Raw genomic sequence first — 14,178 nt, 5'->3', positions numbered from 1 at the left:
AGATCAGCTCGACGAGATCACGGGTGCGGGTGGGAGAAGCTGCGACGGGCCGTGAGCAGCAGCACCAGCAGCACCGCCGCGGGGAGCAGCCACCCCGACCACCCCTGCAGTGTGGCCTGGCGGACATCGAGGGACTCACCCATCGCGGCGAACCAGGTGGGCAGGATCGCCGCGGAGGTGATCATCGACTGGGCGAAGGCCGAGGGCCAGATCGAGCCTGAGCGTACCCGCAGCCACGCCAGCACCCCGCCGATCACCACGCAGTAGCCGACCATCAGCACTGCGGCCAGGAAGATGGGAGTGTTCTGGTAGAAGAAGCCGACCGCGAGCAGCGGGGCGAACCACAGCCCATTCAGCGCGCCGGTCAGCAGCACCGCAGCGAGGGTGCCCCACCGCAGCTGGACCCGGGGGAAGAAATATCCGCGCCAGCCCATCTCCTGCCCGGCATGGACGAACACGTTGAGCACCGCCCACCCGAGGATCAGCAGAAACTCCACCGCCAGGCCCGTGGTGAGGAACTCAGCGGCATCATGACCCAAACGGCGCTCCAGATCCTGCAGGAAGATCGGCATAGAGGTATCCAGCGGGAAGACACCCAAAGCTGCGCCGACGGGGATCGCCGCCGCGGAGAGAGCGAGGAAGAGCAGCAGGGCCAGCGCGCTCCACAGCAGCAGGCGGCTGACCGGGCGCAGCGGGGTGATGCCGAGTGCATCGGTGATGGTCTGCGGACGCAGCGCGTGAGCTGGGGTACTGGCTGAGGGGGCGCCGTCGTCGTCGGTGAGGTGACCGTAGAGCACGGAGAGCTGCTGGCGGCGCTCGACGAGGAAGATGATCGCCGCCGCGAGTGCCGGGGTCAGGATGAAGAGATGATAGACCGTGCCGGTGAGATCGGCCGGGCGCTGCTGCGGATCCTGGGCGAGCATCGGTGCTGCCACCGCCCAGCCGAGCGCTAAGGCCAGCAGCACGAAACCGCTGAGCAGGATCAGCGGGGTGCGCGGAGTGGCCGGGCGCGTACGAGCAGCCGCGGAGGTGGTCTTCGCGCGGGGCTGTTCGGTGCGCGGCTGAGTGTGCGGCTGGGCGTCCGTCTGCTCGGCGTTTGGGGTGTTCTCTCCGGTCACCGGAGTGCTCTGTTCGGCGGGGGTCTGCGGCATCGGCGGGTTCGGTGCTCCTCACCGTCACGGCCGTGCGGGGCCGCTCAGTTCAGGGATCGGGGACTGGCCTCGATGATACTCGCCGCGGCTGAGCGCCCCATAAGCATCGAGTCCCCTGTTTCAGACGCAGATTCGGCCTTTTAGGGCCTGAACTGCGCCTGAAACAGGGGACTCGATAAACGGGAGGCGAAGTCAGCCGGCCTGCGAAGGGCGCCGAGCGATGAAGAACATGCGGCGGAAGGGCAGGATCGTGCCCAAGCGGGTGGGTGGGTAGGCCTCGGCCAGTGCCCGCTTGAACTCGGCGATGAACTGCTCCCGCAGCGGATCCGGCAGTGCCTGGAGCACCGGCCGCGCCGCCGTCGAGGAGATCCAGGTGAACACCGGGTCATCACCGGTCAGAATGTGGTGGTAGCGGGTCTCCCAGGCATCCACTGTCCAGCCCTCACGGGCGACGTCGAGCATGTACTCCGGCAAGTCAGCGGTGGGCTGCAGCAGCGTCTGCGGATCGATGTGCTCCGCATAGGGCTCCGCCGCCGCGAACTCGGCCAAGAGGCGATGGCTCGGCGCTGAGAAGTTCCCCGGTATCTGCACGGCCAGCGCCCCACCGGGTGCGACCTGATCCAGGATCTGCGGCAGCAGTGCGCGGTGATCAGGCAGCCACTGCAGTGCGGCGTTCGAGACGATCAGATCCGCCGGTTCCTCCAGCTGCAGATCACGGATGTCCGCGCGCAGATAGCTGATCCCTGCATCCTCCGCCGTGGACTGAGCGGCGCGCTCCAGCATCTCTGCGCTGGAATCCACCCCGGTGATCTCGGCCTGCGGCCACAGTGCGCGCAGCACCGGCATCCCAGTGCCCGGCCCACAGCCCAGATCCACGATGCGGCGAGCCTCCGGGACGCCGGCACGGTGCAGCAGATCGATGAACGGCTGGAGCCGCTCGCCGGAGAATGTGAGGTACCGGGCCGGGTTCCAATGCGTCCCATCACCGACACCCGGTGCGGGGGTGCGCGGCTGATGCCCCAGGTAGGGGGAGCGGGTGGCATCCGCGGCGGCGGTGGCGGGTGAGGGCGCGGCGGGTTCCGTGGGGGAGGGCATGTGCTCAGTCTAAGGAGCCTGTCCTGATGGCAGCCGGGCGCAGACACAATCGGACACAGCCGGACTCAGCGAGGAGCCAGGCGCGCGACCGACGTCACTATTGAGAAATATTTGCAATAGTGGCTGATCACTGTTGATAATCATTCGCATGAAGAGTTCTGTGACGATGATGACCCAGACCACCGCCGCGCTGGCCATGATGGCCGCCCTCGCCGCCTGTTCGGCCGACGAGGGCGATGCGGCCGATGCCGAAGGGGCCGAAGAAGCCGAAGGCCACGGCGCAGAAGCGACTGCCGGCGAGGTCACCGGCGAGACGTCGGAGCCCTCCGATCGGGAGACCAGCGAGGCGGGAGGCCCCACCCCGCGGCTGGCGCTGACCTACGACGGCGGCGTCCAAGTGCTCGAAGGTGCCACCCTGGACACGCTCTCCGACCACTCCGTCGAGGGATTCCTGCGCCTGAACCCCGCCGGTGACGGCAGGCACCTCTTCCTTACCGCAGGGGAGAGCTTCCGCCTGCTCGACGCCGGCACCTGGGGCGAACCCCACGGCGATCACCACCACTACTACACCACCGAACCCGTGCTCACTGACATCACCGTCGACGGGGATACCCCTGGCCACGTGGTGGCCCACGACGGTGTGGGCACCCTGTTCTTCGACGGCTCCGGTGCGATTCATACCTTCGATCTCGAAGACCTCGATGCCGAGGCCGAGCTCGAGACCGCGGAGGCCGCCGTCGACGACGCCCATCACGGTGTGGCGGTGACCCTGGGTGACGGGTCACGGCTCGAGACCATCGGCGAGGGTGAGGAGCGCAGCGGGGCGCGCGTGCTGGACCCCTCCGGCGAAGAGATCGCCGCCTCTGAGGACTGCCCAGGCGTACACGGTGAGGCGGCGCTGAGCAACGGGACTCTGGCTCTGGGGTGCGAGGACGGCGCGCTGCTCTACGCCGACGGTGAGTTCACCACCGTCAAGGCTGAGGGCAGTCTTGAGACCGCCGACGGATACGCTCGCACAGGGAACCTCTTCCCGGCCGAGGACTCCACAGTGCTGCTGGGCGACCGCAACCTGGACCCTGAGGGTGAAGAGCCGATGACGGAAATCGCCCTGCTCGATGCAGACTCAGGTGAGATGACCGCCGTCGACGTCGGTGCGGCCTACAACTTCCGTTCCTTAGCCCGCGGCCCCGAAGGTGAGGCGCTGGTGCTCGCCGAAGACGGCCTGCTCCACGCCTATGACGAATCCGGAGAACAGCTGTGGGAGCTCGAGCTCCTGGACCCTTGGGAAGAGCCGGAGGAATGGCAGGAGCCGCGCCCGGCGATCACCGTGGACGGTGACCTGGCCTGGATCACCGACCCGGATCAGCAGCAGATCCACCTGGTGGACCTCGCTGAGGAGGAGATCATCAACTCCGCAGAGCTGGACGTGGTGCCCAATGAGATCGCGCTCGCCGACGGCCGCGCGCCCGAAGGCGCAGAAAGCACTGAGGGCGCGGATGATGCGGACGATAGTGGCGGCCATGAGAATCACGACCACGAGGATCACGACCACGAAGAACACGACCACTGACGCTCCGTGCCTACGGGTGGCCGTCCGCCTCACCGAGGGCGGCGGCCACCCTCGTCGTGGCCTGCACCAGAGCCTCCCCGCAGCGGGCCAGGTGCGCCTCATCAATCCGGTAGGTGGGCACCAGGGTGCTCATCGCCGCCACGACGCGGCCCCCGGTCAGGATGGGCGCGCTGATCGCAGTGACATCGGCCTCCACCGTGTTCTCCAGCGCCACATACCCGGCCTGGGGTACGTCGCCGTGCATCGCCGCCCCGGCCGCGGAACCTCGCCGGGGAATGGTCCGGCCCACCCAATTGGTGTGGCGCACCGAATGCGTGCCCTCGACGATGGAGACGTACAGCACCGAATCCCGCGGCCCGGGCACAGAGAGGTACACCGATTCCCCGGTGGCCTCCACGACCTCTTGCATCGGCTCCGCGCTCAGCGAGACCAGCATTTCCCGCGTGAACGCCTGTGCGCCCAGCTGAATCAGTCGCGACCCCGCCCGGTACCCGTTGTCCGGATCACGGGCCAGGAAGTCCGAGGACTCGAGAGTGCGCATCAGCCGCAGCGCCGTGCTCGCCGGAAGCTCGGCATCCCGGGACGCCTCAGCCAGCGTGGCGTGGCCGCGGTCGCACACCGAGGCGAGCAGCGCCAGGGCGCGCTCCACCGTGCGCGTCGAGGATTCCGGCATCCTCAGGCCCCGTCCCCAGCACTGTGACCGTTGCGCGGCGCCCCGGCGTCGAACGCTGTCCGCACCGCCTCATCGATCAGCCGCGCCGCCGTCTTCGCGGTGCGGGAGTCGACGTCGAGCGCGGGGTTCAGCTCCACGACGTCGAGCAGGGCGAGCTTGCCCGTGCCTGCCGCCGCCCGCACTGCAGCGGACACCTCCGGAACCGGGACTCCCAGTGCGGCCGGGGCGGAGACGCCCGGCGCGACGGCGGCGGGCAGGGCGTCCAGGTCCACGGTCAGGTAGAGCACGTCCAGCTCGGCGGCGAAATCCTCCACGAATCGCCTGATGCCGACGGCACCTGCCTCAACGCATTCACTATCGGTCATCCAACGCACCCCGAGGCGGCGAGCCTCCTGAAAAAGAGCCCCGGTGTTGGAGGGCTCCGCAATCCCCAGCACTGCGTACTCGAGCTCCGCGCCCTGGGCGGCCTCGGCCTCGGCCATCTGCAGGAACGCGGTGCCGGAGGTCGGCCGGGATTCACGGCGCAGATCGAAATGGGTGTCGATGTTCAGCACGCCCCATCGTGGGCGGGAACCGTCAGCCCGGACGGTCATGACACGGGATTCCATCAGCCCGCAGTAGGAGGCCCAGGCGGTCTCATGCCCACCGCCGAGCACGACGGCCAATCGGCAGCCCTCGGCATCCAGTGCGGCACGCACCGCCTGAGCAGCCTGCTGCTGGCCAGCTTCCAGGCCCTCGCCCTCAGTGACCGCATCGCCGCGGTCCAGCACTCCGATCTCCTCGCAAGCCAGCCGCCCGTGTACTGCCAGCGGGGCCAAGGCCGCGCGCAGCGCGCCGGGGCCCTCAGCGGCACCTGGCCGCCCGCCGTTGCGCCGGACCCCCTCATCCGAGCAGAAGCCCAGGAGCGCCAGATGGTCCACCGTCTGGGCAGCGCTGCGCGGGTCATAGGCGGAATCGGGCAGCTCATCCAGGACCTGCACCACGTCATGCCAGCGTGCATGGGCAGCACCCTCGCCGTCGTGACGTCCGGCCCACACAGCGGCGGAGGGGGAGGGTGGCATAGCTGACTCCTGACGACATGGTGGCAGAGAGGGCAGGGGTGGCACCCGCGAGCTGGACCCCCGGCGCGCAGTTCCCCTGTGTCGAACCTACCACTGCCGGGGGCGCAGGTCACAGATGAGAGTTTCAATGAACGGAATAAGAGATTCACTCTATGGAAGGTTCCGCGCGATGTCCGGCCTCACTCAGCACGACCCCACCCGCACCATCCGCGCGCCCCGAGGCGCCACGCTCACCGCCAAGAGCTGGCAGACCGAAGCCCCGCTGCGCATGCTGATGAACAACCTCGACCCCGAGGTCGCCGAGCGCCCCGAGGACCTCGTCGTCTATGGCGGCACCGGACGGGCTGCCCGCAGCTGGGAGGCCTATGACGCCATCGTTGAAACCCTGACGAACCTGGAGGAGGACGAGACTCTTCTCGTCCAGTCCGGCAAGCCGGTGGGTATCGTGCGCACTCACCGCTGGGCACCCCGGGTTTTGATCGCGAACTCGAACCTCGTCGGTGATTGGGCCACCTGGCCCGAGTTCCGGAGGCTCGAGGCCGAAGGGCTGATGATGTACGGCCAAATGACGGCCGGCTCCTGGATCTACATCGCTACCCAGGGGATCCTGCAGGGCACCTACGAGACCTTCGCCGCCGTCGGGCGCGCACGCTTCGGCGGCACACTGGCCGGCACGCTCACCCTCACCGGCGGCTGCGGAGGGATGGGTGGGGCCCAGCCGCTGGCCGTGACGCTGAACGGGGGAGCGGTGCTCATCGTCGACGTCTCCGAGGAGCGGCTGCGACGGCGGCAGTCCAAGCGGTACCTCGATGAGGTCGAGACCGATCTCGATACGGCCCTGGCCAAGGTCGCCGCTGCGAAGGCCGAGAAGCGGGCGTTGTCGGTGGGGCTCGTCGGCAACGCGGCCGAGGTGTTCGTCGAGGTGCTGCGGCGTCACCGGGAGGGAGAGATCGAGGTCGACGTCGTCACCGATCAGACCTCGGCCCACGACCCGCTGTCCTATCTGCCCAGTGAATACACCCTCGCCGAATGGGACCGGGAGGCCAAGGCTGATCCGGAGGGCTTCACCAAGAAGGCCCGGGAATCTATGGCCCGGCAAGTCCAGGCCATGGTCGAGTTCCAGGATGCCGGCGCCGAGGTCTTCGACTACGGCAACTCCATCCGTGATGAAGCCCGCACCGCCGGGTACGCCCGGGCGTTCGAGTTTCCCGGCTTCGTGCCCGCCTATATCCGCCCGCTGTTCTGCGAGGGGCTGGGCCCGTTCCGCTGGGTCGCGCTCTCCGGCGATCCGGATGACATCCGGGTGACCGACGAGGCCATCAAGGAGCTCTTCCCCGAGAACGAGCACCTGCACACCTGGATCGACGCCGCTGCAGAATACGTGGAGTTCGAGGGGCTGCCTGCCCGTATCTGCTGGCTCGGCTACGGGGAACGGCACCGGGCCGGACTGCTGTTCAACCGGCTCGTCGCCGAGGGGAAGGTCTCCGCGCCGATCGTCATCGGCCGTGACCACCTCGACTCCGGCTCCGTAGCCTCCCCCTACCGGGAGACCGAGGCCATGCTCGACGGCTCCGACGCGATCGCCGACTGGCCGCTGCTCAACGCGCTGACCGCCGGGTCCTCGGGGGCGAGTTGGGTGTCCATCCATCACGGGGGAGGAGTCGGCATCGGTCGCTCCATCCACGCCGGGCAGGTGGGCCTGGCCGACGGCACCGAACTCGCCGCCGCGAAGCTCGAAGCCCTGCTCACCAACGACCCTGCCATGGGCGTCTTCCGCCACGTCGACGCCGGGTACCCCCGCGCCGCCGAGGTCGCCGCGGAGCGCGGCGTCCGTGTGCCGATGCGCGAGACAGACTGAGAATCGGTCGGCTGCTAGGAGACACGACCTATGAACACTGCAGAGGAACCGGTCAGCGGCCACACCGGTCGTGAGTCATCCCCGACAGCGGTGTGGAGGTTCTTCCTCTACTCGGCGATCGGCATATTTGTGTTCTTCGTCCCGCTGACCATAGGCGGCGACACCACTGTTCCACTCGATCACATCGTCAACGGTGCGCGGGACGCCCTGGGGCAGGCAGCACCGTATCTCATTTTCATGGTCATCCTCGGAGGCACGATTTACCCGTTCGCCACGGGACGCTGGAGGTTGAGCCATACGAAAACGGTCTTCGCCTTACTCAACGTATTCGGACTGATTGCGGCGTCCATGCTGGTCTTCGGATTCGGCCCAGAATTTCTCTTCGAAGAGGCCCTGGGGCCGTTCCTGTTCAACAGTTTGGTGATCCCCGTTGGGCTTATCGTGCCGATTGGCGCCGTGTTCCTCGCCCTATTGATCGGTTACGGTCTGATGGAGTTCATTGGTGTGCTGGTGCGTCCTCTCATGCGCCCAGTGTGGAAGACCCCGGGGCGTTCGGCAGTGGATGCGGTAGCGTCCTTCGTCGGCAGCTACGCCTTAGGCCTGCTGATCACCAACCGCCTCTACCGAGGTGGTGGGTATACGGCCAAGGAGGCGGCCATCATCGCCACTGGGTTCTCAACGGTCTCAGTGACTTTCATGGTGATCGTCGCGCGGACTCTGGACCTTATGCATCTGTGGCTCTGGTACTTCGTCCTGGCTCTCTTCGTCACTTTTGCAGTGACTGCGCTGACCGTCAGGATCCCACCACTCCGCACCATCCCCGATGAGACGTTCCCCGGAGCCACCCCGCGACCGGAGGATGAGGTGACGGGGAGCCGTGTGGCCACAGCATGGTCCGACGCAATGACTCAGCTTGCTCAGGCTCCATCCCTGCCGCGGAACCTCTGGCTGAATTTTCGCGAGGGCGTGGTCATGGTCTCCCAGATACTCCCGTCAATCATGTCGGTCGGACTCCTTGCTCTGATCCTTGAGCGGTTTACTCCGCTTTTCGAATGGGTCGGATATCTCTTCTATCCGGTGGTATGGCTGCTGCGGCTCCCTGAGCCGGAACTCGCTTCCACGGCGGCCGCCGTCGGGATCGCGGAGATGTTTCTACCCGCTACGTTGGTCGCAGGTGCCGATTCTGAGCTTCTCCGATTGGTCATTGCTGTTGTGTGTGTATCGGCAATTATCTTCTTCTCCGCACTCGTTCCCGCGATCATGGCGACCGATATCCCGCTTAAGGTGTGGCACCTCGTCGTTATTTGGGCAGAGCGCGTCATCCTTAGCCTGATCATTACCGTTCCATTGGCTCACCTGGTCGTGTATCTGGCATAGGGCGATATCTGCCTGGAGCAACCGGCGCAGCTGGTGTCCACAGCGCCCTGCCTACCTACAACCCGAGAGGATCCGCACAATGGGCTCCACCCTCATCACTGGAATCGCTGAGCTGACCACCATCGACGCCGAATCCCGGGTGCTGGCTGATGCGGCCCTCGTCATCGAGGGCGACCGGATCGCCTGGCTCGGCCCGGCAGCTTCAGCGCCGGTCGCTGATCAGCACATCGACGTCGGCGGCCGTGCGATGCTGCCGGGCTGGGTGGACTCCCACACCCACCTGGTCTTCGCCGGAGACCGCAGCGCTGAGTTCGAGGCCCGCATGGCCGGGAAGCCCTACGCGGCCGGCGGGATCGGGGTAACCACCGAGGCCACTCGCCGAGCTGACGACGACACTCTCACCCGCCTGGTGCGCGCCCGGGTGGCCGACGCCGTCGCCGGAGGCACCACATTCTTGGAGACCAAGACCGGCTACGGGTTGGATACCGAGGAAGAAACCCGGCATGCGCGGCTCGCTGCAGCCGCCGACGTCGACGCCGTCACCTTCCTCGGCGCGCATCTGGTGCCCGAGGGCCTCGACGCCGAGGACTATGTGGACACCGTCTGCGGTCCCATGCTCCAAGCGGTGCGCCCCTATGTGCAGTGGGCCGATGTGTTCTGCGAGACCGGTGCCTTCGGTGAGGCTCAGTCCCGGAGGGTGCTCACCGCTTGCGCTGAGGCCGGGCTCGGGCTGCGCGTCCACGGTAACCAGCTCGGTGAGGGCCCCGGCGTTCGGCTGGCTGTCGAACTCGGCGCGGCCAGTGTGGACCACGTCAACCACCTCACCGAGGACGACGTCGCCGCGCTCGCCGGGACCTGGGCCGGATGGGACCGCGGCACCTCCACCGGCACTGCGGGCACCGTGGCCACCTGCCTGCCCGCCTGCGACCTCTCCACTCGTCAGCCGCTCGCCCCGGCAAGGCGGCTGCTCGACGCCGGGGTCGAGATCGCCCTGGCCTCGAACTGCAACCCCGGCACCAGCTACACCACCTCGATGAGCTTCACCGTGGGCACCGCGGTACTGCAGATGCACCTGAGTCTGGCTGAGGCACTGCGGGCGGCCACCTACGGTGGGGCACTGGCGATGCGCGCCCAGGATGAGGTGGGGTCGGTCGAAGTCGGCAAACGGGCGGACCTGCACGTACTCGACGCGCCCGCGGCGATCCACCTGGCCTACCGGCCCGGGATGCCGCTGACCCATGCGGTGTGGCGCCAGGGTGTGCGGGCACTCTGAATGGGCAGGTCAGCGGGCAGGTCAGCAAGTAGGTCAGCTCTGAGCCTGTAGGCGGCGCTGATGCCTCTGGGCGGCCATCGTCGCCCAGAGGGCACCGAGGATGATGATCGCGCAGCCTATCAACTGCCCCGGGGTGGGGATATCCCCGAGGAGCACCGCCGCCAGCACCAGGGAGAAGACGCCGGGCAGCAGGAGAAGCACGCTCGCCGCCGTCTCCGGGACGCCCAGCATTCCCATATTGATGAACCAGTAGACGACCACCTGGCCTAAGAACGCGAGCAGCAGCAGCCAGCCCCAGTCGGCCGGAGTCGCGGGCAGCCCCATGCCGTCGGTCACCAGCCCCGCGATGAGCGCGCCCGTGCCGGCGGAGAGACCCACCAGGGCGATGACGGTGAACGGCGCGGGCTTCGTCGTCGCCGGGGCCGTGCGGCGGATGATCGCCAGATAGCAGGCGTACCCGGTGCCAGCGATGAGCCCGAAGACCACTCCGCCGATGCGCAGCTCGCCGAGGTCCAGTGCGCCTGCGACCAGCACCAGGCCGAGGAACATCACCGGGACGATCAGCCCCAGCACCGGCATCGGGCGCGTACCTTCAACCGCCCAGGCGATGAGCGGCAACACGATGAGCTGGATGTTCAGCAGCACGGTGGCGATCCCCGGGCCGACCTCGGCGATGGAGAAGTTCCAGAACACGTAGTCGGTGCCCAGCGCCAGGCCGGCGATCAGGGCGCCGATCACGGTCCTTCGGGGCAGGGCGGTGGCGCGGTTCACGCGGGCGAGCTCCCACAGCACCATCGGCAGCATCATGGGGACGGCCAGCAGGCAGCGCAGGGCGGCGATCGCGATGAGGTCGGCGTCGATCACGGAGACCAGCAGGGCCGAGGCGCCCATCGCGGCGGTGCCGCAGATGAGCATGAGCGCGCCGCGCAGGGGAGTGACCATAGGGCCAGTTCTAGCACGACCTGCATCGAGTCCCCGATTCCAGGTGCTTCTGGGTCCGTTTCGGGCCCGACACGCCGCAGAAACAGGGGACTCGATGGGGAGAGGGAGGGGGTTAGGACTTCACGAGGCGACGGATCGCTGCGGAGGCCTCATCCAGCTTGGCCTGGGCCTCGTCACCGCCGTTGGCCACCGCGTGGGCCACACAGTGCTTGAGGTGATCGTCCAGCAGCGCGAGCCCGACGTTCTCCAGGGCAGAGTGCAGCGCACTGATCTGGGTGAGGATGTCGATGCAGTAGGTGTCCTCCTCCACCATCCGGTGGATGCCGCGGACCTGCCCCTCCACCCGCCGCAGCCGGGTGAGGTACTTCGACTTATCACTCATGTAGCCGTGATGGCCGCTCTCGCAGGCCTCGGACTCGCCTTGGGACCCACCTGTGGGCCCGCCGGTGTGTTCTTCCTCGCTCATAAGACCTCCTCCTCGGGGAAATATACCCCATAGGGGTATTGTTAGGCCCAGTGCAATGGGTGAAGCCCAGCGCAGCAGACACCAGGATCACCGAAAAAAGGGGCGCATCATGACAGAGACGCGAGAGTACACCGTAGAAGGCATGTCCTGCGCGCACTGCGAATCCGCCGTCGCCGAGGAGGTCTCCGCGGTCGCCGCCGTCGAGGACCTCACTGTGGACGCCTCCGCCGGAACGCTGCAGGTCACCGGCCCCGCAGCAGGTCTCGACGACGACGCCGTCCTGGCCGCCGTCGCCGAGGCCGGATACACCGCCAGGAGGGCAGCATGACCCGCACCGACGAGACTCGGCCCGCCCCGGAAGTTCCACAGGCTCAGCCTGTGCAGCACATCCAGCTGGAGATCGGCGGGATGACGTGCGCGGCCTGCGCTCAACGGGTGGAGAAGAAACTCAACCGGCTCGACGGCATCGAGGCCAGCGTCAACTACGCGACCGAGAAGGCGCAGGTCACCGCCGCAGCAGATCGGAAACAGGAAGAGCTGGTCCGTCAGCTCGTCGCCACAGTGGAGAAGACCGGCTACACCGCGGAGCCGCCTCACCGCCAACAGTCCGGCCAGGCCGATGCCGACGACGAGCCTGACCACGAGCTGGCCCTGCTCCGCGCCCGGCTCATCATCGCCACCGTCCTCTCCGCCCCGGTGGTGCTGTGGGCCATGGTCCCGGCCACCCAGTTCGACTACTGGACCTGGGTCTCGCTGGCGCTCACCGTCCCGGTGGTGCTCTGGGCGGGGCTGCCCTTCCACCGCGCCGCGCTGGTCAACGCCCGGCACGGCGCCGCCACGATGGACACCCTCATCTCCGTGGGGACGCTGGCTGCCCTGCTGTGGTCCCTCTACGCGATGTTCTTCGGTCACGCCGGAGATCCGCAGATGCGTCACGCCTTCACCCTGCTGCCCGAACACGGCGGCGGTGCCGGGGACGTGTACTTCGAGGTCGCAGCCGCCGTGACCGCGTTCCTGCTGCTGGGCCGCTACTTCGAACGCCGATCGAAGCGCCGCGCCGGTGCCGCACTGCGGAACCTGCTGAGCATGGGCGCGAAGTCGGTGACCGTGCTGCGAAGCGCCCATACCCCACATGCGGCAGGCGCAGGCGATGCCGACGGTTCGAAAGAGACCACGGTGCCCATCGACGAGCTCGCCGTCGGTGATGAGTTCCTCGTCCGCCCCGGTGAGAAGATCGCCACCGACGGCGAGGTGATCGCCGGGACCTCCGCGGTGGACGAGTCCATGCTCACCGGAGAATCCGTCCCCGTGGAGGTCAGCGCCGGAGACAGGGTCACCGGTGCGACGCTCAACACCTCAGGACGCCTGGTGGTCCGCGCTGAGCGGATCGGCGCCGACACCCAGCTGGCCCAGATGGCCCAGCTGGTGGAGCAGGCCCAGTCCGGCAAAGCCGCGGTGCAGCGACTGGCCGACCGCATCTCTGCCGTGTTCGTCCCGGTGGTGCTGGTCATCTCCGCACTCACGCTGATCGTCTGGCTGCTCACCGGCGCCTCCGCGGAGACGGCCTTCACCGCCGCCGTCGCCGTGCTCATCATCGCCTGCCCCTGCGCACTCGGCCTCGCCACCCCCACGGCGCTGCTGGTGGGCACCGGCCGGGGCGCGCAGCTGGGCATCCTCATCCGCGGCCCTGAAGTCTTGGAGACCTCCCGCGGGATCGACACGGTCATCCTCGATAAGACCGGCACGCTGACCACCGGTGCCATGAAGGTCACCGCCCTACACCCGGGGGCCGACTCCGACGAGCAGGAGCTGCTGCGCCTGGCCGGGGCTCTCGAGGCCTCCTCGGAGCACCCCATCGCCCGGGCGATCACCAGCTCGGCGCGCCAGACCCTCGGTTCCGCGCCGGGGACGTTCCCCGAGGTGACTGCGTTCCGCGGGCTCTCCGGGCTCGGCGTCGAGGGAACCATCGAGGGCCGGGAGGTCCTCATCGGGCGGGCGCATCTGCTGCAGGAGCGGGGGATCGAGCTGCCGCCCGAGGCGCATGTCTTCGTCTCCCACGCCCAGGCGCGCGGGGCGACCCCGGTGATCGCCGCCGTCGGCGGGGCATTCCTCGGGGTGATCATCGTCGCCGACACGCTCAAGGAGCGGGCCGGTTGGGCGGTGCGGTCGCTGCGCCGCCTCGGCCTCGAGACCAGGATGGTCACCGGCGACAACCCCGGCGCCGCTGGTGAGGTGGCCCGTGCTCTGGATATCGACGAGGTCGTCGCCGAGGTGCTGCCCGAGGGAAAGGTCGATGAGGTCCGGCGGCTGCAGGAGCAGGGGCGGAAGGTGGCGATGGTCGGTGACGGCATCAACGACGCCGCCGCGCTGGCCCAGGCTGACCTGGGCATTGCGATGGGAACTGGGACTGACGTCGCCGTCGACGCCGCGGACATCACCATCATCCGCGGGGAGCCGCGCAGCATCGCTGATGCGATCCGGCTCTCCCGCAAGACGCTGCATGTGATCCGCACGAACCTGTTCTGGGCGTTCCTCTACAACGTGGCGGCGATCCCGCTGGCCGCACTCGGCCTGCTGAACCCGATGCTTGCGGGTGCGGCGATGGTGCTCTCCTCGCTCTCAGTGGTGCTCAACAGTCTCCGGCTGCGCCGCTTCCAGGGGTCCTGAGCCCCTGTCGTTCCCATCGAGTCCCCAATTCCTGCGGCGTGTCGA

12 protein-coding genes are annotated in these 14,178 nt (G+C 67.9%); 6 read left to right on the top strand and 6 right to left on the bottom strand.

The window, feature by feature from the left end; translation table 11 throughout:
* Nucleotides 1-17: 17 nt before the first annotated feature.
* A complete protein-coding gene (locus RIL96_RS02510; protein ID WP_310547410.1) occupies nucleotides 18-1,151 on the bottom strand; it encodes a CPBP family intramembrane glutamic endopeptidase in 1,134 nt (377 codons plus the stop codon).
* Nucleotides 1,152-1,343: 192 nt separating this feature from the next.
* Complete coding sequence (locus tag RIL96_RS02505; RefSeq protein ID WP_310547409.1) at nucleotides 1,344-2,246, bottom strand: methyltransferase domain-containing protein; 903 nt, start codon at nucleotides 2,244-2,246, stop codon at nucleotides 1,344-1,346.
* 148 nt (nucleotides 2,247-2,394) lie between these two features.
* Between RIL96_RS02505 and RIL96_RS02500 the strand changes: the two genes are divergently transcribed.
* On the top strand, nucleotides 2,395-3,816 hold the full coding sequence (locus RIL96_RS02500) for a hypothetical protein (protein ID WP_310547408.1): 1,422 nt from the start codon (nucleotides 2,395-2,397) through the stop codon (nucleotides 3,814-3,816).
* Nucleotides 3,817-3,826: 10 nt separating this feature from the next.
* Here RIL96_RS02500 and RIL96_RS02495 read toward each other — a convergent pair whose 3' ends face one another.
* On the bottom strand, nucleotides 3,827-4,489 hold the full coding sequence (locus RIL96_RS02495; protein WP_310547407.1) for an IclR family transcriptional regulator: 663 nt from the start codon (nucleotides 4,487-4,489) through the stop codon (nucleotides 3,827-3,829).
* A 2-nt stretch (nucleotides 4,490-4,491) separates the two neighbouring features.
* Nucleotides 4,492-5,550 carry a formimidoylglutamase gene (gene hutG, locus RIL96_RS02490; RefSeq protein ID WP_310547406.1) on the bottom strand — a complete coding sequence of 353 codons (1,059 nt, stop codon included), beginning with the start codon at nucleotides 5,548-5,550 and terminating at the stop codon, nucleotides 4,492-4,494.
* A 169-nt stretch (nucleotides 5,551-5,719) separates the two neighbouring features.
* Here hutG and hutU point away from each other — a divergent pair, with 169 nt between their 5' ends.
* From hutU to hutI, 3 genes are all read left to right on the top strand, one after another.
* A complete protein-coding gene (gene hutU, locus RIL96_RS02485) occupies nucleotides 5,720-7,408 on the top strand; it encodes a urocanate hydratase (protein ID WP_310547405.1) in 1,689 nt (562 codons plus the stop codon).
* Nucleotides 7,409-7,438: 30 nt separating this feature from the next.
* A complete protein-coding gene (locus RIL96_RS02480) occupies nucleotides 7,439-8,785 on the top strand; it encodes a YjiH family protein (protein ID WP_310547404.1) in 1,347 nt (448 codons plus the stop codon).
* A 79-nt stretch (nucleotides 8,786-8,864) separates the two neighbouring features.
* A complete protein-coding gene (gene hutI, locus RIL96_RS02475; protein ID WP_310547403.1) occupies nucleotides 8,865-10,058 on the top strand; it encodes an imidazolonepropionase in 1,194 nt (397 codons plus the stop codon).
* Between the two features lie 33 nt (nucleotides 10,059-10,091).
* On the opposite strand, the gene RIL96_RS02470 is transcribed toward hutI, so the two are convergent.
* Both RIL96_RS02470 and RIL96_RS02465 read right to left on the bottom strand, forming a co-directional pair.
* Nucleotides 10,092-11,000, bottom strand: a complete 909-nt coding sequence (locus tag RIL96_RS02470) for a DMT family transporter (RefSeq protein WP_310547402.1) — start codon at nucleotides 10,998-11,000, stop codon at nucleotides 10,092-10,094.
* Nucleotides 11,001-11,112: 112 nt separating this feature from the next.
* Nucleotides 11,113-11,466, bottom strand: coding sequence for a metal-sensitive transcriptional regulator (locus RIL96_RS02465; protein ID WP_374761824.1), 354 nt, complete (start codon nucleotides 11,464-11,466; stop codon nucleotides 11,113-11,115).
* Nucleotides 11,467-11,575: 109 nt separating this feature from the next.
* Here RIL96_RS02465 and RIL96_RS02460 point away from each other — a divergent pair, with 109 nt between their 5' ends.
* Both RIL96_RS02460 and RIL96_RS02455 read left to right on the top strand, forming a co-directional pair.
* Nucleotides 11,576-11,794, top strand: coding sequence for a heavy-metal-associated domain-containing protein (locus RIL96_RS02460; RefSeq protein WP_310547401.1), 219 nt, complete (start codon nucleotides 11,576-11,578; stop codon nucleotides 11,792-11,794).
* Nucleotides 11,791-14,133: a heavy metal translocating P-type ATPase gene (locus RIL96_RS02455; protein WP_374761823.1), complete on the top strand. Its 2,343-nt coding sequence runs from the start codon at nucleotides 11,791-11,793 to the stop codon at nucleotides 14,131-14,133. The genes RIL96_RS02460 and RIL96_RS02455 overlap by 4 nt, the downstream gene beginning before the upstream one ends.
* The last annotated feature ends 45 nt before the right edge of the window (nucleotides 14,134-14,178 follow it).

Origin of the sequence: Nesterenkonia aerolata, from assembly GCF_031470965.1 — a bacterium.
Taxonomy (GTDB): Bacteria; Actinomycetota; Actinomycetes; order Actinomycetales; family Micrococcaceae; genus Nesterenkonia; species Nesterenkonia aerolata.
The sequence above is the reverse complement of the archived record's forward strand: the minus strand, read 5'-3'. Positions and strand labels throughout refer to the sequence as shown.